The following is a 17,694-nucleotide window of genomic DNA, read 5'->3' on the forward strand; positions in this document are numbered from 1 at the left end:
GTCACCTGCCCAGCGCGAGCCGCGCCACCCGTGGCCAGTCGGCGGCCGGCCGGGCGACCGGTGAACCGGGGCGGCGGCGCGGCACACGGACCCGCAGGGCTCCGGCGTCGATCCGGCACACGACGGGTACGGGCAGCACGACGTGCTCCCCGTCGATACCGGCCGGGACGGTGGGCGCGTCCGCCTCGACGACGACCTCCCGCGCGGTCAGCCGGCTCAGCCCCGGCGAGCGCGGGCCGCGCAGCAGCCGGGCAGCCTGCGCGGTGCTGCCGACGCGCACGCACAGCACACCGAGCTGTCCGGAGTTCAGACAGACCCTGCGCCCCGGGCGGGAGGCGTCGACGGCACGCCGGTAGGGGTTGTTGCTGACGAGCAGCGCCTGCAGGCCCGAGGCCCGCGACCGTCCGGCCCGCATCCGCAGGCTGGGGGCCTTGTCACCGGTGAGCAGATCGGGCAGCTCCCGCAGGGCCGTGCGGACCTTCTGGTCCCGGTAGGCGGGATTGGCCACCACGACCGCGTACGTGCCGAAGGAGACGTTGTTGACGAACACCCGGTCGGCGGCGAACCCGAGGTCGACGCGGAACTCGTCGGCGTCGGTCAGTGCCGCCAGGGCGGCCGCAGGATCCTCCCGGTCCAGGCCGAGGTCCAGGGCGAAGTGGTTGCGGGTGCCGGCCGGGATCACGACGAAGGGCAGACCGTGCCGGGCCGCGACCTCGGCGACCAGGGCCTGTGTGCCGTCCCCGCCGGCCACCCCCAGCAGGTCGGCGCCGTCCGCCACCGCGCGCCGGGCCAGCTCCGCCACGTCCTGGTGCCGTGTCGGGTCCAGCAGGACGACCTCGGCGCCCGCTGCCCGTGCCCGCTCCGCCAGGTGGCAGCGGGCCACCTTGCCGCCGCCGGAGTTCGGGTTCATCAGGACCCACGGGTGGCGCGGCGGTTCGACGGGGCCCCGGTCACGGTGGCGCGCGGCGGCACTCGCGGGCGTCAGGGCGATCCGCGCGGCCACCACCGCCAGCACCCACAGGCCCAGCGAGAGGCAGGCCGCCCACAGCAGGTCGTGCGCGGCGTACAGCGCGAGGACCGTCAGGGGCGCGGCCACCGACAGCAGCGTCCCCACGGCCCGGACGACTCCGGTGTGCGCGAGGGCCCACCACACCCCGGCGACGGTGAGGGCCAGCCCCGCGACCCCGACCAGCACCCACAGCACGCTCTTCAGCCCGGCGACGACCAGCGGAACCGTCACGCTGCCCAGCAGGGCGAGCAGCGCCGCACGGGCCCAGTGGGCGGGAGCCGGGCCGGAAGCCGATCTCACTGTGCGCGTGGCACACCTCGGGAGCAGTCGCAGGAGTTGTCATCGCGTCCAGCTTGGGCCCGGCGGGCACCGGACGGCTTCACCCCACGCGGGTGAACGCGATCGCCAGGTCACGGGCCGCAGGGTCACGCCTGGCGCCTGCGGAGCCCTCGAGGAAGCGCAGTCGAGCGACCGACCCGGGACCTCGTTGCCGTCGGCCGCGACCACCCGGCTCCACCAGCCGCCGTCGACCCACCGCGCTCACCACCGGCCCGCACCGCCACATCCTGATCGCCCTGCACAGCCTGCCCGCCCAGGTGGAGGGGGCCGTACGGCTCGACCGGCCCGCCGAGGCCCGCCCGGCGCACGAGCGGTTCGCCCACTGGGCGGCCGGCACCCGGACGGCGTGGGCCCGCGCCGTGGAACCGTGTTGCCGCGCCCTCTCAAGAGGGCCGCACCCTCGCCAGGGGAATGCCCGCAGAACTTCGATCCCGGCTGAGTCACAGCCCGCCGCTGTTTCCTCCAGGAAGCGCTGGCTAGTCCGATTTATTGATCTATCAGCGCGTTTCCTCAATTTTGGATGGATACTCCGGCTGCTCAGGCCAAGCTCGCACTCGGACTCGGGGAACACCCGAAACTCTAGGAACAAGGAGCACCCACATGAGTCCTGAGCACAGGACGGCCTCGCTACTGGGGGCAGCGCCTCAAGGCCGGTTCGGCAAGGTCCGCAGGCTCGCCGCGATCGCGACGGCGGTGACGGCCGCGGTGGCGACCCCGGCGGTCGCGGTGGCCGCCGGCATGACCTCTCAGACGCACGCGACGTACACCTACGCGGGCGACCCCCACGACCAGTGCGACCACCAGAAGCCGGGCAGCCGCGCAGGTGGTGGCGACGACTGCGAGACCAAGCATCCCAAGCCCACTGTTACGGTGACAAAGACGGCCACTGCTACTGCGACCGTGACCGCGACTACAACCGTGACTGCGACGGCGACTGCGACGGCGTGCGGCACCGGCGTCGATTCGACGAATCCGAATGGCAACGAGCAATTTCTCGCCGCGCTCGTCGGTGGGGTGCCGTTCGCCGGCAGGCGTCCCAGCATCGCCCCGTCCCCGGACAACCCGAACATCGTGTCAGGCCCGAGCAACGCTGCCGGCTGGACCGACCTCAGCACGATCACCGGCTTCCCCAAGGAAACGGTCTGCGGCGTCTCGGTCGACGGCCACGGCGGCGACGCGTTCTACAAGATCATCACTCAGGGCGGCGACGTCTACACCCTGCACTGCGCGGCCACCCAGAGTGTCACCCTCGTGTGTCCCGCCCCGGCGTCGGGGAACGACCCGCAGTCCCAGTGGGTCGCGGTGACCCCCCAGCCCTGACCGACGCCGGCCGCACCGCGCAGGCCTCCCGGAAGGGGTGGAGCGAAGCGGCCCCTGACCGGCCGAGCAGGGCAGGGGCCGTCAAGCGCCTGCCCTGCAGGTGTCAGCAGTGGATTGGGAATCTCCCGGTCTTCCGGTCGGCGAAGCGTGATGGTGTCACGTGGCGGCCGGCGGAGGCATTTTGCACGTCGCATGTGCGGGGCGGCACATGCCGGATAAAGTCGTCCGGTTGCGACCGGTTGCGGGGGTGACCGGAGTTCGGTCGGCTTGGCCGACGTCCTGGGGAGGGCATACAGCGGATGAGTCGTCGCTCTGCTGGTTTGGTGGGGGTCTGGGCCGAAGTACAGCGGCAGCAGCAGCGCCAGAGAGAGGCCGAGGCCCGGCAGCGCAGAGAGCAGGAGCGGCAGGCGCGGGCCTACCAACGGCAACTCGCGCAGAATCACCGTGAGTACCGGCAGGCCGAGGCGGGGCGGCGCACGGCCGAGCTGGACGCCCAGGTGGCTGCCCTGCAGGGGCTGTTGGCCGCCGGGTGCCGCGCCCCGGCCTTCCGGGCGGGGGCGCTGCTGCGCACCGAGGAGGTCCAGGCGTTCGACCCGGGGCCCCTCGGCCGGCCGGTGCGCATGCCGGATCCGGCGCAGTACCAGCCGCAGGGTGGCTGGACCACGAACCGGCGCGCGCAGGCGCAGGCCGAGGCCCGGGCCCGGTTCGAGCGCGACTGGCATGCAGCCCAGGCCGCCGAGGCGCAGCGGCAGCAGCAACTCGCCGCCTGCCGGCACGAGTACGAGCAGCGGAGCGACGTCCAGCTGTCGGAGGTGCGACGGTACAACGCCGGTGTGGCGGAGCTGACCGAGGGCGTCGGGCGCGGTGATCCCGAGGCGGTGGTCGAGTACTTCTCGGCCGTCCTGTACGCCTCCACGACCTGGCCCGAGGGGTTCCCACGGCAGGTCTCCGCCGCGTACGACCCTGCGGCCCGGCAGCTGGTGCTGGACTGGGAGCTGCCCGGCCACGGCGTCGTTCCCGAGGCGAAGTCCGTGCGCTACATGCCCACGCTGGACCAGGACAAGGAGACCCCGCGTCCCGTCGGACAGCGCCGTGCGCTGTACCGGGAAGTACTGGCGCAGTGCCTGCTGCTCGTGGTCCACCAACTGTTCGCGGCGGACGAGTTCGGGGCGCTGGAGTCCGTCGCGCTGAACGGGGTCGTGGACGACCACGATCCGGCCACGGGACGGCAGGCGCTCATCTGCCTGGCCACGGTCATGGCCCCGCGAGGCACCTTCACCGGTCTCCACCTGGCGCAGGTGGATCCGGTCAGCTGCCTCACCGAGGCGCTGCGGGGGCAGCTCTCGGCCCGGCCGGACCAGCTCGCCGCGGTCCGGCCGAGCCGCCGGCCCCAGGACGTCCGGGACCGTCCGGCCGCCGGTGGGGGCGGTGAGGAACCGGATCTGTACGACATGGACCCGATCGCCTTCGAAGTCCTGGTCGCCGACCTGTTCCGGGCCATGGGCATGGAGGCGGTGACCACGGAACGCTCGAACGACGGCGGGGTGGACGTCGACGCGGTGGATCCGACGCCGATCCGCGGCGGCAAGATCGTCGTACAGGTGAAGCGCTACCGCAACACGGTGCCGCCCACGGCGGTGCGCGATCTGTACGGGACGGTGCAGGACGTCGGAGCGAACAAGGGCGTGCTGGTCACGACGTCGGGCTTCGGACCCGGCTCGCGCACCTTCGCCCAGGGCAAGCCCCTTGAGCTGATCTCCGGCACCGAACTCGTCGACCTGCTCCACCGGCACGGGCTGCGCGGCCGCCTGGGGGAGCGGGGCCGGCCCGCTCCGAGGCCTGAGCCGGCGGCCCGTGAGGACTACAGCGTGCTGGGGATGTCCTGGTCCGGTGACGTGGCGCTGGACGTCTGTGCGCTGGTCTGCGCGGGCACCCGGGTGCTGAGCGACGATCACTTCGTGTTCTTCAACAACCCGGCCACCCCCGACGGTTCGGTGCGCGTGGTGGCGGCCGCTGCGCCCGACCGGGCCGCCCTGAGGGTGGCGTTCGACGCGCTGCCGGATCGCGCGGACCGTCTGGTGCTGGTGGCCGCGGTCGATCCGGAGGCCGACCCGCACGCGGACCTGTCCGGGTTCACCGGCGCCGGTATCCGGTTGCTGGACTCCTCGATGACGGAGCTGGGCCGGCTCGACGTCTCGGACGGACGGCCCCAAGAAACCGCCCTGGTGCTCGGCTCCTTCCGGCGCCGGACCGGCGGCGACTGGGACTTCGTCCTCGGCGGCCGGGGATACACGGGCGGTCTGGCACAGCTCGTGCGCGATCACGGCATCGACGTCGAGTAGGCCGAGCAGGACGTGAGCGGCCCGCCGCAACGGAAAAGGCCCGCCGGAGAACCCCGGCGGGCCTTTTCACCGACGTCAGCTCAGTGGGCCGGCGCGTACTTCGGGTTGGGGCCGTACTGGTTCTGCTCCGCCTTGCCCTCGGTGGCGAGGAAGACGATCAGGATGATCGTGCCCACCAGCGGGATGAGGGAGATGAAGATCCACCAGCCGGAGCGGCCCGTGTCGTGCAGGCGGCGGATCGTGACACCGAGGCCGGGGAGCAGGACGGCGAGGGTGTAGATGAGGCTGATGACGTTCGAGCCGATGGCGCGGTCGACGACCGTCAGCACGATGCTGATGATCAGGTTGAACAGGAAGAACATCCAGTATTCCTGCCGCCGCGCGCGGCCGCTGAACACCGCGTACTTCTTGAGTACGTCCACATACCAGTGCATTGTCTCGTCCCCCCTGGGATTCGCGTGATTGCTCCCCCATCGAATCAGTCAGGGTGACCGGAAACCATGTTTTTGGCGTGCGCGAGTCAATGTGTTACCCGGCTGCTGCCGTTCGGTGATCAGGCCCGGGCGGCAGCGGCGAGACGGGCGTCCAGCCAGTCGAAGACGCGCTGTTCGAACAGAGCGCGGCCCAACGGCTCGCAGTGCAGGTGCGCCCCCTCCGCCTCGGTGAAGCGGACCAGGTGCTTCGGGCCGGGCAGGGCGTCGTGCAACTCCCTTGAAGCGCCTGGCCAGAAGTGCTCGCCGTCCGGGTCGGTGATCAGCAGCGGGGTGGTGATCCGGTCGACGAACGGCGTGACGTCGTACCGCGAGACCTCGGTGATGAGGTCGAACGGTGAGTCGATGCCGTACGGCTTGGCCCGCCAGCGCCAAGTCGCCGCGAGTGCCCCGTCCTGGGCGAGGGCGTCCTCGACGACGCGGTCGAAGGCGGCACGGTCACCGGACTCCCACAGGTAGCGCAGATCGCGGCCGAGGTTGTGCCACCAGCTGTCCACCACGCGGGTCACCCCCGGGTCGGCGACCGCGGCCGCGATCCGGTGTTCGAAGGCGAGCGCGCGCGGGACCCAGTAGCCGGCCTGGCTGATGCCGGCCAGGACGATCCGGTCGGGGTCGACGTCGGGACGGGAAAGGAGGAAGTCCACCACCGGGGTGATGACGTGCTCCCAGTCGGGTCGGAAGGGCACACTCCGTTCGAAGAACATCGACTGCTGGCCCGGGCCGTCGAAGAGCAGGACGCGGTATCCGCGGGCCACGGCCGGCGCGCCGAGCAGCGTCCAGGCGGCGCTGAGCGGGCCGTCGCTGCCGTTGTTGGCGATCAGCGTGGGGAGGGGGCCGGAGGCGCCGGGCGGGCTGACGAGGTACCCGGGTAGGGGCGTGTTCTCGTACGGGACGGCGACCGGCTCGGCAGGTGGATCCAGGGCGCGCAGGAAGCGGTCCAGGCAGGCGCGGTGCTCCGGGAACACCTCGGCCAGCCGTTTCTCGGGCTCGGCGACCGCGTCGACGCCCACGAGGGCGGTGCCGAAGTAGCCGGCGGCGCGCAGCTGGGCGTCCCGGGCGCTCACCGTCCGCCCCGCGGCAGCGCTGCGGCCGGCCTGTTCCCGGACTCCGCGGGCCAGTTCGACCCAGGCGGTGAACCAGGCCTCGCCGTCACCGTCCGCCACGGCGGAAGCCGTCGCCAGCACCTCGCCCACGTCGGCGCCCTGCCGCCAGGCCGCGCCCAGGGCGAGCAGGATCTCGTAGTTGAATTGGTCGTTCTCGCTGAAGCGGTAGGTCATGGCTGCTCCCGGCACCGTTCATTCGTTCCGGGAGGCGTCCCGAACCGAGTGCGAGGTTGACCCTTGTGTGCCCGGACCGGGCGTGCGGCACGTCGGAACTCGCCGGTTTATCCGTGGATCGGACCAACAGACGACTGCATCCGTAGGGGCTGCTCAGGCGTCTATCCCGGTATGGATCTCCAGAAGCCCCCGCCCGAGCCGCAGTACCCCGAGGGATGCCTCGCTGTCGCGATCCGCATTCCCGTGCGCATCGTCGTGCTCGTGCTGGTGCTGCCCGTGCGCATGGCGTGGGACGCGCTGGTCGTCTGCGGCCGGTTCCTCACCGACACCGTGCTGCGGCCGGTGGGGCGCGCGCTGTTGTGGATCGGCCGGGCGGTCTTCGTGTGGCCGTGGGTGGCGCTGTGGCGCTACGTCCTCGTGCCCGTCGGGAAGACGCTCGGACGGCTCGGGCACGTCCTCGTCGTCGTACCGCTGCGGTGGCTGTACACCTACGTGCTGACCCCGGTCGGGCGCGCCGTCGCCTGGGTCGCGCGGGGGATCGGGGCCGGCCTGGAGTGGCTCTACGCGCGCGTGCTCGCGCCGGTCGGCCGTGGTGTCCTCTGGTTGCTGAAGGGCGTGGGCTTCCTGCTCGCCGCCGCCGGGGCGGGCGTGTTCGCCGCCGTGGCCTGGCTGGTGCGGTACCTGCTCGTCGTCCCCGCGCGGTGGCTGTACGAGTGGGTGCTCGCCCCGGTCGGGCGAGCGGTGGCGTGGGTCGCCGGCGCCGTGATCACCGCGATCGGTACGGTCCTGTACTGGACCACCCGCATCCTGGTCGTCCTGCCCGCCCTCGCCCTGTGGCGCTGGGTCCTCGCTCCGGTCGGGCGGTTCCTCGCGGTCGTCGCGCGCGAGGTGGGCGAGGCCCTCGGGCACGCCTGGCGGGTCGCGGGGCGGATCTCGCGCGCGGTCGGCAGGGCGCTCGCGACCCTCTTCCGGTGGATCTTCGTGGAGCCGGTGCGCTGGGTGTACCGCACGGTCCTGACCCCCGTCGGGCACGTCGTACGGGACTTCGTGCTGCGGCCCGTCGCCGAGGCCGCGCGCGTGGTGGGGCGGACCGCGCGGCAGACGCTGACCGCCGCCCGCGACACCGTGCGGCAGGCCCGCGCGGACCTGAGGCGGATGCTCTTCGGCGAGCCCCGGCAGCCGGTCGCGGTCGACCGGCGGGAACCCACGGGACCCGGGACACGTACTCTTGGTAGCAGTACGACCGCTCTCACGAAGGACTAGGACACTGGGCAAGCGACAGCCCGAAGGCCCGCCGCCCGCACCCGCGGTGCAGCGCATCCGACTGCGCTACACCAAGCGCGGCCGCCTCCGGTTCACCAGCCACCGTGACTTCCAGCGCGCCTTCGAGCGTGCGCTGCGCCGCGCCGAGGTGCCCATGGCGTACTCGGCGGGGTTCACGCCGCACCCGAAGGTGTCCTACGCCAATGCCGCACCCACCGGCACGGGCAGTGAGGCGGAGTACCTGGAGATCGCGCTGACCGAGTCGCGCGACCCCGAGACCCTGCGCGACCTGCTCGACGAGTCGCTGCCCACCGGGCTCGACATCGTCGACGCGGTCGAGGCGCGGACCTCGGGTCTCGCCGACCGGCTCACGGCCTCCGTCTGGGAGTTGCGGCTGGACGGAGTCGACCCGGTCGACGCACAGCGCGCGGTCGAGGCCTTCACCAAGGCCGACACCGTCGAGGTGCAGCGCATGACCAAGAACGGCGTCCGTACCTTCGACGCCCGCCCTGCGGTCGTGCACCTGGAAACGCACAGCTCGCAGCCCGCTGCGAGCATCGGCTCCGCTGGAGCGGCCGACGCCGCGCACCTTGCTGGGCCCAGCGACCAGCCCTGTGCGATACTGCGGCTGGTTGTTCGGCACGTGACGCCTGCCGTACGACCCGACGACGTCCTGTCCGGTCTCCGCGCCGTGGCCGACCTGGCGCCGCCGGTCCCCGCAGCGGTGACCAGGCTGGCGCAGGGGCTGCTCGATGAAGAGACCGGCACGGTGACCGACCCGCTCGCGCCCGACCGCGAGGCAGCCGAGGCCCTGACGGCCCAACCGGTTGCCGCCGCGACGGCGCCGACGCCGGAAGGTTCCGCGTAAGGACGGACGTCGTAGCGCCGCCCTCGTACTCGGGAGCCACCTGGGTCGGGCAGCGCACCGACCAGAAGACTTTCGCCAGGCCGTACCGACAAGGCGTACGGAACCGGCGAGACAGGACACAGAGTGCTCCCGTGCGGCGCCCGCGCCCCGGACGGCGGCCACCGCGCATCGCGCGGGCCGCGGACGTCAACGGCGGACGGTCCTTGGAGACCGACACCGGACCAGGCGCGGCGCCCGGGAGCCTGACGGGAGAAACGCCCGCATGCTCGAACCGACCGAGCCCCACGAGGGCTCCGAACCGAACACTCCGAGCGACACCCTGCCGCCGCGCAGGCGTCGCCGTGCCGCCTCTCGCCCGGCGGGTCCGCCCGCCGCGGCCGAGGCACCCACCGAGGTCGCCGCGCCGGCCATACCGGCAGCGGAGGCCGACGAGATCGCCGAGGAGCAGGCCGAGGCCGTCGAGGCGCCCGCCGCCGTCGAGGAGCCCGCGCCCGCCGCTCGTACCCGCCGCCGCGCCACGCGGCGTTCGTCCGCGCCCGCCGGGGCGCCCGCGGCTGCCGAGACCGTCGAGACGGCCGTTCCGGCTGCTACGGCTGTTACGACCGCTGCCGCCGAGACCGCTGAGCCGGCTGAGGCCGTCGAGACCGCCGAGGCAGTCGAGACCGCCGAAGAGGCCGCGCCCGCCCCCCGTACCCGCCGCCGTGCCACCCGCCGCGCCTCCGCGCCGGCCGGAGTTACAGCCGCGGCCGAGGCCGAGGAGAAGACCGAGGTGAAGGCCGAGGAGAAGACGGCGGCCGAGACCGCGCCCGCCGTCGAGGCGGAGGCCGCGCCCGCCGCCCGTCCGCGTCGTCGTGCCACCCGCCGCGCCTCGGCCCCCGCCGGTGCGCCGCAGGCCACCGAGGCGCCCGAGGCCGCGCCCGCCGCCGAGGCGCCGGTCGCCGAAGCCGCCCCCGCCGTGGAAGTTCCCGCGGCTGAGGCCGCGCCCGCCGTCGAGGTCGAGGCGGAGGCCGTGCCGGCCGCTCGTACGCGTCGTCGTGCCACCCGCCGGGCGTCCGCGCCTGCCGGCGCCCCGGCTGCCGCCGAGGCCACCGAGACCGTCGTGCCGGCCGCTGCCGCCGAGGCCGTGGAAGAGCCCGTGGCTGCCGAGACCGTCGAGGCCCCTGCGGCCGCCGAGGTCGCTGAAGAGGCCGCGCCGCGCCGTACCCGCCGCCGCGCCACCCGCCAGGTCTCGGCGCCCGTCGGTGCTCCTGTGACCGAGGAGGCCCCTGTGGCCGCCGAGCAGGCCGCCGCCGAGGCCACCGAGATCGCCGAGCCCGTCGCCGTCCAGGCCACCGCCGAGACCCCCGCCGAGGGTGCGCCGCGCCGTCGCCGCCGGGTCGTGCGGCAGGCCGCGAGCGGGTTCTCCGCGCCCGGGCAGTCCCCGGCCGCCGAGGCCGAGGCAGAGGCACCGCGTCGCCCGGCCCGGCCCGCCGTGGCCGTGTTCCAGGCGCCGGTGTTCGCCGAGCCGAAGTTCCAGACCCCCGAGCGGGCCGCTGCCGAGGCCGCTGCCGAGGCCGCCGGGCCGGAGGAGACCGCGGAAACCACGGAGACCGCGGAGACCGGGGCGTACGCGGAGGAGCGCGCCGAGGCCGGCTCGCGCCGTCGCCGTCGCCGTCGGGGCGCCGCCTTCGCCGAGGAGACCCAGGCCGTCGAGACCGCTGCCGAGGACGAGGAGCCGGAGGAGGCCGAGGAAGCCGCCGCCGAGGACCTCGCCGAGGGCGACGAGACCGAAGAGGGCGAGGGTGCCGAGGAGGCCGGCTCGCGCCGTCGCCGTCGTCGGGGCGGCCGTCGCCGTCGCCGCGGTGACGCCGTCGAGGGCGAGGCCGGTGAGGGCGCGGACGCCGAGGCCGACGAACTGGCCGCCGAGCAGGCCGCCCAGGACGCCGAGGACACCGCCGAGCAGGAGGAAGAGGACGCCGAGGAGGCCCACGACGAGGCCGGCTCCTCCAGCAGCCGTCGCCGTCGCCGTCGCCGCCGTCGCGCCGGTGACACGTCCGCCGACACCGAGCCCGGCGAGGGCGACCCGGAGCGCACGGTCGTCAAGGTCCGCGAGCCCCGCAAGCCCGCCGAACCGTCCGACGAGGTGCAGTCCATCAAGGGCTCGACCCGTCTGGAGGCGAAGAAGCAGCGCCGCCGCGAAGGCCGTGAGCAGGGCCGCCGGCGCGTTCCGATCATCACCGAGGCCGAGTTCCTGGCCCGCCGCGAGGCCGTCGAGCGCGTGATGGTCGTGCGCCAGCACGGCGAGCGCACGCAGATCGGCGTCCTCGAGGACGGTGTGCTGGTCGAGCACTACGTCAACAAGGAGCAGTCGACCTCGTACGTCGGCAACGTCTACCTGGGCAAGGTCCAGAACGTGCTGCCGTCGATGGAGGCCGCCTTCATCGACATCGGCAAGGGCCGCAACGCCGTCCTGTACGCCGGTGAGGTCAACTTCGAGGCGCTGGGCATGGCCAACGGCCCGCGGCGCATCGAGTCCGCCCTGAAGTCCGGCCAGTCGGTCCTCGTCCAGGTGACGAAGGACCCGATCGGTCACAAGGGCGCCCGTCTGACCAGCCAGGTCTCCCTGCCGGGCCGTTACCTCGTGTACGTCCCCGAGGGCTCGATGACCGGCATCAGCCGCAAGCTGCCCGACACCGAGCGCGCGCGTCTGAAGACCATCCTCAAGAAGATCGTCCCCGAGGACGCGGGCGTCATCGTGCGCACCGCCGCCGAGGGCGCGAGCGAGGAGGAGCTGCGCCGGGACGTCGAGCGGCTGCAGGCGCAGTGGGAGGACATCCAGAAGAAGGCGAAGAGCGGCAACGCTCCGACGCTGCTGTACGGCGAGCCGGACATGACCGTCCGGGTCGTGCGCGACATCTTCAACGAGGACTTCTCCAAGGTCGTCGTCAGCGGTGACGAGGCCTGGGAGACGATCCACGGGTACGTCTCCCACGTGGCCCCGGACCTGGCCGAGCGGCTGTCGAAGTGGACCTCCGAGGTCGACGCCTTCGCCACCTACCGGATCGACGAGCAGCTCGCCAAGGCGCTGGACCGCAAGGTCTGGCTGCCCAGCGGCGGTTCGCTGGTGATCGACCGGACCGAGGCGATGGTCGTCGTCGACGTCAACACCGGCAAGTTCACCGGCCAGGGCGGCAACCTCGAGGAGACGGTCACCAGGAACAACCTGGAGGCGGCCGAGGAGATCGTGCGCCAGCTGCGGCTGCGCGACCTCGGCGGCATCATCGTCATCGACTTCATCGACATGGTCCTGGAGTCGAACCGGGACCTGGTGCTGCGCCGCCTGCTGGAGTGCCTGGGCCGCGACCGTACGAAGCACCAGGTCGCCGAGGTGACCTCGCTGGGCCTGGTCCAGATGACCCGCAAGCGGGTCGGCCAGGGCCTCTTGGAGTCCTTCTCCGAGACCTGCGTCCACTGCAACGGCCGTGGCGTCATCGTCCACATGGAGCAGCCGACCGCGGTCGGCGGCGGTGGCGGCGGCAAGCGCAAGAAGCGCGGGCGCGGCGGTGACGGGCAGCTGCCCGAGCACGAGGTCGCCGCGGTGGCCGTGGAGACGGGGGAGGCCGTCGAGCCGGCGCCGGAGACCGTCGTCGAGGTCGCCGCGGAGCTGGCCGAGCCGGTCGCCCTGCCCGCCCCCGACTTCGCGCCGGACGAGGAGCTGTACAGCAGCGTCGCCGAGGCGGAGGCGGCGGCCGGCCGTGGCCGTTCGCGTCGCCGCGTCAGCCGTCGGGCCTCGGCTCCGGCCGGTGCGCCGAAGGCCGAACGCCGGAAGGCCGCGAAGGCCACCGAGGCCGCGGAGACCGCCGAGGTCGTCACGCCGGCCGAGGAGGCCGCGCTTCCCGCGCAGCCGGAGCCGGTGGTCGAGGCGCAGGCCGAGCCGGTCGCCGTGGCGGCCCCGGAGCCCGCTGTCGAGGAAGCCGCGCCCAAGGGCCGTACGCGTCGTCGGGCGACCCGTAAGGTGTCGGCGCCGGCCGGTTCCCCGGCGGGCGCGGAGGCGGCCGTGGTGACGGTCGCCGAGACCGCGCCCGAGGCGCCGGTGGAGCAGCCCGAGGCCGAGGTGCCGGCTCCGGTCGAGGAGGCGCCCGCCGAGAGTGCCGCCCCGGCCCGCCCGCGGCGCCGTGCCGTGCGCAAGGCCACCGCGCCGGCCGCGTCCGAGGAGACGGCCGTCGTGGTCGTCCCGGCCGCCGCGTCGGAGGGGGCTGCCGCCGAGGCGCCCGCTGCCGAGGCGGCGGAGGAGGCGGTCGAGGAGGCCGTGCCGGCCAAGAAGACCGCCCGCAAGGCGGCCAAGAAGGCCACGGCGAAGAAGGCCGCCACCAAGAAGACCGTGGCCAAGAAGACGGCCGCCAAGAAGACGACGGCCAAGAAGGCGGCCAAGACCGCCAAGACGGCCGCCGCCAAGTCGACGGCGAAGAAGACCACCACGGTCTCCGCGGCCACCGACGAGGGCTGAACCCGTTGAGCGGTGTGCGGCCGGTACGTGTGACCGGCCGCATACCGCGGGGGCCCGGCCCGGTTTGACCCCTTCGGCCGTGGCCCCGTAACCTTGACCGTCGGCGTGTCCACTGAGTACGCCACATCCCCGTAAACCTCTTCCTCCCGGGCACACGGTTGGCCGGGAGAGGTTGCCCGTGTCATCACTGGGCGGCTGGCCTGCGGGGGTGCCGTTTCTTCGAGCGAAAGAGAGATCCGCGTGTACGCCATCGTGCGCAGCGGTGGTCGCCAGCACAAGGTTGCTGTCGGCGACATCGTTGAGGTTGACAAGATTTCCACTGCCAAGGTTGGCGACACGGTCGAGCTCTCGACCCTGCTCGTTGTCGACGGCGACGCTGTGACCAGCGACCCGTGGGTGCTGGCCGGCATCAAGGTCCAGGCCGAGGTCGTGGACCACCACAAGGGCCAGAAGATCGACATTCTGCGCTACAAGAACAAGACCGGCTACCGCCGTCGGCAGGGCCACCGCCAGCAGTACACGGCGATCAAGGTCACGTCGATCCCCACGGCTGCGAAGTAAGGGACTGAGGAGACATGGCACACAAGAAGGGCGCATCGTCCACCCGGAACGGTCGCGACTCCAACGCCCAGCGGCTCGGCGTGAAGCGCTTCGGCGGTCAGGTCGTGAACGCTGGTGAGATCCTGGTCCGTCAGCGTGGCACCCACTTCCACCCGGGCGCCGGTGTCGGCCGTGGCGGCGACGACACGCTGTTCGCGCTGCAGGCCGGTGCGGTGGAGTTCGGTACCCACCGTGGCCGCAAGGTCGTGAACATCGTTCCGGTCGGCTGACCCGAACGTTCACTTCGCGAGGCGGACCTCACTTCCCGGTCGGGAAGGCGGGTCCGCCTTTCGCGTGTTACGCAGTAGAGATTCCCGTACGCATCTGGAGGCACTGAACCATGACCACCTTCGTGGACCGCGTCGAACTGCATGTCGCCGCGGGTAACGGAGGCCACGGCTGTGCCTCCGTCCACCGCGAGAAGTTCAAGCCGCTCGGCGGCCCGGACGGCGGCAACGGCGGCCGTGGCGGTGACGTCATCCTGACCGTGGACCAGTCGGTCACCACGCTCCTGGACTACCACCACTCCCCGCACCGCAAGGCCACCAACGGCAAGCCCGGCGAGGGCGGCAACCGCTCCGGCAAGGACGGCGAGGACCTGGTCCTGCCGGTGCCGGACGGCACGGTCGTCCTGGACAAGGCGGGCAACGTGCTCGCCGACCTGGTCGGTCACGGCACCTCGTACATCGCGGCGCAGGGCGGCCGGGGCGGCCTCGGCAACGCGGCGCTGGCGAGCGCCCGGCGCAAGGCGCCCGGCTTCGCGCTGCTGGGTGTGCCCGGTGACCTGCAGGACATCGTCCTGGAGCTGAAGACGGTCGCCGACGTGGCCCTGGTGGGCTACCCGAGCGCGGGCAAGTCCTCGCTGATCTCCGTGCTCAGCGCGGCCAAGCCGAAGATCGCGGACTACCCGTTCACCACCCTCGTCCCGAACCTGGGCGTGGTGACCGCCGGCGCGACCGTCTACACCATCGCCGACGTGCCCGGTCTGATCCCGGGAGCCAGCCAGGGCAAGGGCCTCGGCCTGGAGTTCCTGCGGCACGTGGAGCGGTGCAGTGTGCTCGTGCACGTGCTGGACACCGCGACCCTGGAGTCCGACCGCGACCCGGTCTCCGACCTCGACATCATCGAGGAGGAGCTGCGGCAGTACGGCGGCCTCGACAACCGTCCCCGCATCGTCGTCCTGAACAAGATCGACGTGCCGGACGGCAAGGACCTCGCCGAGATGGTCCGTCCCGACCTGGAGGCGCGCGGCTACCGCGTCTTCGAGGTGTCCGCGGTGGCGCACATCGGGCTGCGGGAGTTGTCGTTCGCCCTCGGTGACCTGGTCGGCAGGTCGCGCGCCGCGAAGCCGAAGGAGGAGGCGACGCGGATCGTCATCCGACCCAAGGCCGTGGACGACGCGGGCTTCACGGTCGTCCGCGAGGAGGTCGGCGGGGAGCCGCTGTTCCGGGTGCGCGGCGAGAAGCCGGAGCGCTGGGTCCGCCAGACCGACTTCAACAACGACGAGGCCGTCGGCTACCTCGCCGACCGGCTCAACCGCCTCGGTGTCGAGGAGCGGTTGATGAAGGCGGGCGCCCGGGCCGGCGACGGCGTCGCCATCGGTCCCGAGGAGAACGCGGTCGTCTTCGACTGGGAGCCGACGGTCATGGCGGGCGCGGAGATGCTCGGCCGGCGTGGCGAGGACCACCGCTTCGAGGAGCCGCGACCCGCGGCGCAGCGCCGCCGCGACAAGCAGGCCGAGCGGGACGAGACGCAGCGCGAGTTCGACGAGTTCGACCCGTTCGAGTAGTCGGCCGCACCACCCGAGCCGAGAAGGTGAGCGCCGGGCACCGCGCCTGTGGTGTCCCGGTGCCGGGCACACCTGCGGCGAATGGCCGGATCAGCTCGGGATTCGCCCGCTAACTCCCGTTACCGTAGGCATCTCCTGACATTCAGTGAGACCCGTTGCGGCAAGGTCACGTTCCATCCGTGGTTCCTGTGTCGCGGCGGGTCTTCTGTTGTCTGCCTATTTGTCATGCACGCGAATGCTCTCGTTCAGCGGGCGGGACGTCCGACCGTGGGAGCTTCCGAAGGTCCGAGCCCAAGAGGCCTCTGTGGCAAGGGAGTCAGCGAATGACCGGAGCATTACCGTCCGACCGACGCCGCTTTCTGACCGCCGGTGCCGCCGTCCTCGGCGCCGCGGCCTCCGCCCAGCTCTGGCTGCCGGCCACTGTGGCCCGGGCAGCCGAAACCCCGCTGCCCGACGGGGTGTTCACCCTCGGCGTGGCCTCCGGCGACCCGCTGCCCGACGGCATCGTGCTGTGGACCCGGCTCGCCCCCGACCCCCTCCACGGCGGCGGCATGCCCGACGCGGTCGTCCCCGTGGAGTGGGAGATCGCCGAGGACGAGCGGTTCGCCAAGAGCGCCCGCAGAGGCACCGCCGAGGCCCGGCCCGAGTACGGGCACAGCGTTCACGTGGATGTACGGGGGCTGCGCCCGGACCGCCCGTACTGGTACCGCTTCCGTGTCGACGGGCAGGTCTCGCCCACCGGCCGCACCCGCACCGCCCCCCACCCGCACCGCAGGGGCGGCTCGCTGCGCGTCGCGCTCGCCTCCTGCCAGAACTGGCAGCACGGCTACTTCACCCCGTACGCCGACATGCTCGCCCAGGACCCCGACGTCGTGCTCTTCGTCGGCGACTACATCTACGAGTCCAAGCCCTCCGCCACCGCCGTACGCCGGCACGAGGGCAGCGACGAGCCGTACACCCTGGTCCAGTACCGCAACCGCTACGCCCAGTACCGCACCGACCCCGACCTCGCCGCGATGCACGCGAACGCGCCCTGGGTGGTCACCTTCGACGACCACGAGGTCGACAACGACTTCGCCGGCGAGATCCCGCAGGATCCCGACAAGCAGTCGCACGACGCGTTCGTGGCCCGGCTGACCGCGGCCTACCAGGCGTACTACGAGCACATGCCGGTCCGTGCCACCGCGATCCCGAACGGCCCGCACATCCAGATGTACCGCCGGCTGGAGTTCGGCCGCCTCGCCCGGCTCAACGTCCTCGACACCCGGCAGTTCCGCACCGACCAGGCGACCACCCAGGACGGCGCCGAGAGCCCGTCGATGACCATGCTCGGCGCCGAGCAGAAGCAGTGGCTGCTGGACGGGCTGCACGACTCCCCGGCCCGCTGGAACCTGATCGCCTCGCAGATCATGATGGCCGAGACCGACCTGCTGCTCGGCGACGGCAAGCTCTGGTACTACGACGCCTGGGACGGCTACCAGGTCGAGCGCAACGCCCTGCTGGAGGAGTTCGCCGACATCCGCAACCCGGTCGTGCTCAGCGGCGACCGGCACCTGACGATGATCAGCGACCTCAAGGAGGACTTCGCCGACCCGGACTCCGACGTGGTCGGCGCGGAGTTCGTCGGCACCTCCGTCTCCAGCAACGGCGACCAGGACCAGGCCGCCTTCCACGCCCAGTGGGACCCGCTGATGGCGGACAACCCGCACTGGAAGGTGATCGACGCCCACCGCGGCTACCACCTCTTCGACATCCGCCGCGACGGCATCGACGCCCAGGTCCGGGTCGTCGACACGGTGGTCGGGCCGCAGGCCACGGCGAGCACGCTGGCGCGGCTGCGGGTGGAGTCGGACGAGCCGGGCGTGCGCCTGGCCTGACAGGTGAGACCCAGGTAAGTCTCTTACCGTCCG

12 protein-coding genes are annotated in these 17,694 nt (G+C 72.6%); 9 read left to right on the forward strand and 3 right to left on the reverse strand.

Going from position 1 to position 17,694, the window contains the following annotated elements; genetic code table 11:
- Nucleotide 1: 1 nt before the first annotated feature.
- Nucleotides 2-1,309, reverse strand: a complete 1,308-nt coding sequence (locus ACIF83_RS02550) for a diacylglycerol/lipid kinase family protein (protein ID WP_399722920.1) — start codon at nucleotides 1,307-1,309, stop codon at nucleotides 2-4.
- Nucleotides 1,310-1,948: 639 nt separating this feature from the next.
- Here ACIF83_RS02550 and ACIF83_RS02555 point away from each other — a divergent pair.
- Both ACIF83_RS02555 and ACIF83_RS02560 read left to right on the forward strand, forming a co-directional pair.
- Nucleotides 1,949-2,668: a hypothetical protein gene (locus tag ACIF83_RS02555; RefSeq protein ID WP_393465050.1), complete on the forward strand. Its 720-nt coding sequence runs from the start codon at nucleotides 1,949-1,951 to the stop codon at nucleotides 2,666-2,668.
- A gap of 299 nt (nucleotides 2,669-2,967) precedes the next feature.
- Entirely contained in the window at nucleotides 2,968-5,010 is a 2,043-nt protein-coding gene (locus ACIF83_RS02560) for a restriction endonuclease (RefSeq protein WP_399722922.1), read from the forward strand.
- 80 nt (nucleotides 5,011-5,090) lie between these two features.
- Here the strand turns inward: ACIF83_RS02560 and ACIF83_RS02565 are convergent, their stop codons facing one another.
- Together ACIF83_RS02565 and ACIF83_RS02570 are read right to left on the reverse strand one after the other, a co-directional pair.
- A complete protein-coding gene (locus ACIF83_RS02565; protein ID WP_399722924.1) occupies nucleotides 5,091-5,444 on the reverse strand; it encodes a DUF805 domain-containing protein in 354 nt (117 codons plus the stop codon).
- Between the two features lie 119 nt (nucleotides 5,445-5,563).
- Nucleotides 5,564-6,778 (reverse strand): alpha/beta hydrolase family protein, encoded by a 1,215-nt coding sequence (locus tag ACIF83_RS02570; RefSeq protein WP_399722926.1) that lies wholly within the window; start codon nucleotides 6,776-6,778, stop codon nucleotides 5,564-5,566.
- Between the two features lie 171 nt (nucleotides 6,779-6,949).
- On the opposite strand from ACIF83_RS02570, the gene ACIF83_RS02575 reads away from it, so the two are divergent.
- The 7 genes from ACIF83_RS02575 to ACIF83_RS02605 all read left to right on the forward strand — a co-directional run bounded on the left by ACIF83_RS02575 (nucleotide 6,950) and on the right by ACIF83_RS02605 (nucleotide 17,661).
- Nucleotides 6,950-8,041: a hypothetical protein gene (locus ACIF83_RS02575; protein WP_399722928.1), complete on the forward strand. Its 1,092-nt coding sequence runs from the start codon at nucleotides 6,950-6,952 to the stop codon at nucleotides 8,039-8,041.
- A 46-nt stretch (nucleotides 8,042-8,087) separates the two neighbouring features.
- Nucleotides 8,088-8,909, forward strand: a complete 822-nt coding sequence (locus ACIF83_RS02580) for a TIGR03936 family radical SAM-associated protein (protein ID WP_393465065.1) — start codon at nucleotides 8,088-8,090, stop codon at nucleotides 8,907-8,909.
- Between the two features lie 262 nt (nucleotides 8,910-9,171).
- Nucleotides 9,172-13,395 carry an Rne/Rng family ribonuclease gene (locus tag ACIF83_RS02585; RefSeq protein WP_399722930.1) on the forward strand — a complete coding sequence of 1,408 codons (4,224 nt, stop codon included), beginning with the start codon at nucleotides 9,172-9,174 and terminating at the stop codon, nucleotides 13,393-13,395.
- A gap of 240 nt (nucleotides 13,396-13,635) precedes the next feature.
- The gene (rplU, locus tag ACIF83_RS02590) at nucleotides 13,636-13,956 is read left to right on the forward strand and encodes a 50S ribosomal protein L21 (protein WP_009188585.1); all 321 of its coding nucleotides are present in this window, start codon (nucleotides 13,636-13,638) and stop codon (nucleotides 13,954-13,956) included.
- A gap of 14 nt (nucleotides 13,957-13,970) precedes the next feature.
- The gene (rpmA, locus tag ACIF83_RS02595; protein WP_094221167.1) at nucleotides 13,971-14,225 is read left to right on the forward strand and encodes a 50S ribosomal protein L27; all 255 of its coding nucleotides are present in this window, start codon (nucleotides 13,971-13,973) and stop codon (nucleotides 14,223-14,225) included.
- Nucleotides 14,226-14,335: 110 nt separating this feature from the next.
- Complete coding sequence (gene obgE / locus ACIF83_RS02600) at nucleotides 14,336-15,784, forward strand: GTPase ObgE (RefSeq protein WP_393465072.1); 1,449 nt, start codon at nucleotides 14,336-14,338, stop codon at nucleotides 15,782-15,784.
- A 323-nt stretch (nucleotides 15,785-16,107) separates the two neighbouring features.
- Nucleotides 16,108-17,661 carry an alkaline phosphatase D family protein gene (locus ACIF83_RS02605; protein ID WP_399722933.1) on the forward strand — a complete coding sequence of 518 codons (1,554 nt, stop codon included), beginning with the start codon at nucleotides 16,108-16,110 and terminating at the stop codon, nucleotides 17,659-17,661.
- The last annotated feature ends 33 nt before the right edge of the window (nucleotides 17,662-17,694 follow it).

It is taken from the genome of Streptomyces sp. NPDC085866 (assembly GCF_044541035.1).
GTDB lineage: Bacteria > Actinomycetota > Actinomycetes > Streptomycetales > Streptomycetaceae > Streptomyces.

Bases quoted from the DNA above. Each gene is read 5' to 3' on its own strand.
- ACIF83_RS02555 (WP_393465050.1), top strand. From the start codon at position 1,949: ATGAGTCCTGAGCACAGGACGGCCTCGCTACTGGGGGCAGCGCCTCAA.
- ACIF83_RS02560 (WP_399722922.1), top strand. From the start codon at position 2,968: ATGAGTCGTCGCTCTGCTGGTTTGGTGGGGGTCTGGGCCGAAGTACAG.
- ACIF83_RS02565 (WP_399722924.1), bottom strand. From the start codon at position 5,444: ATGCACTGGTATGTGGACGTACTCAAGAAGTACGCGGTGTTCAGCGGC.
- ACIF83_RS02570 (WP_399722926.1), bottom strand. From the start codon at position 6,778: ATGACCTACCGCTTCAGCGAGAACGACCAATTCAACTACGAGATCCTG.
- ACIF83_RS02575 (WP_399722928.1), top strand. From the start codon at position 6,950: ATGGATCTCCAGAAGCCCCCGCCCGAGCCGCAGTACCCCGAGGGATGC.
- ACIF83_RS02585 (WP_399722930.1), top strand. From the start codon at position 9,172: ATGCTCGAACCGACCGAGCCCCACGAGGGCTCCGAACCGAACACTCCG.
- rpmA (WP_094221167.1), top strand. From the start codon at position 13,971: ATGGCACACAAGAAGGGCGCATCGTCCACCCGGAACGGTCGCGACTCC.
- obgE (WP_393465072.1), top strand. From the start codon at position 14,336: ATGACCACCTTCGTGGACCGCGTCGAACTGCATGTCGCCGCGGGTAAC.
- ACIF83_RS02605 (WP_399722933.1), top strand. From the start codon at position 16,108: ATGACCGGAGCATTACCGTCCGACCGACGCCGCTTTCTGACCGCCGGT.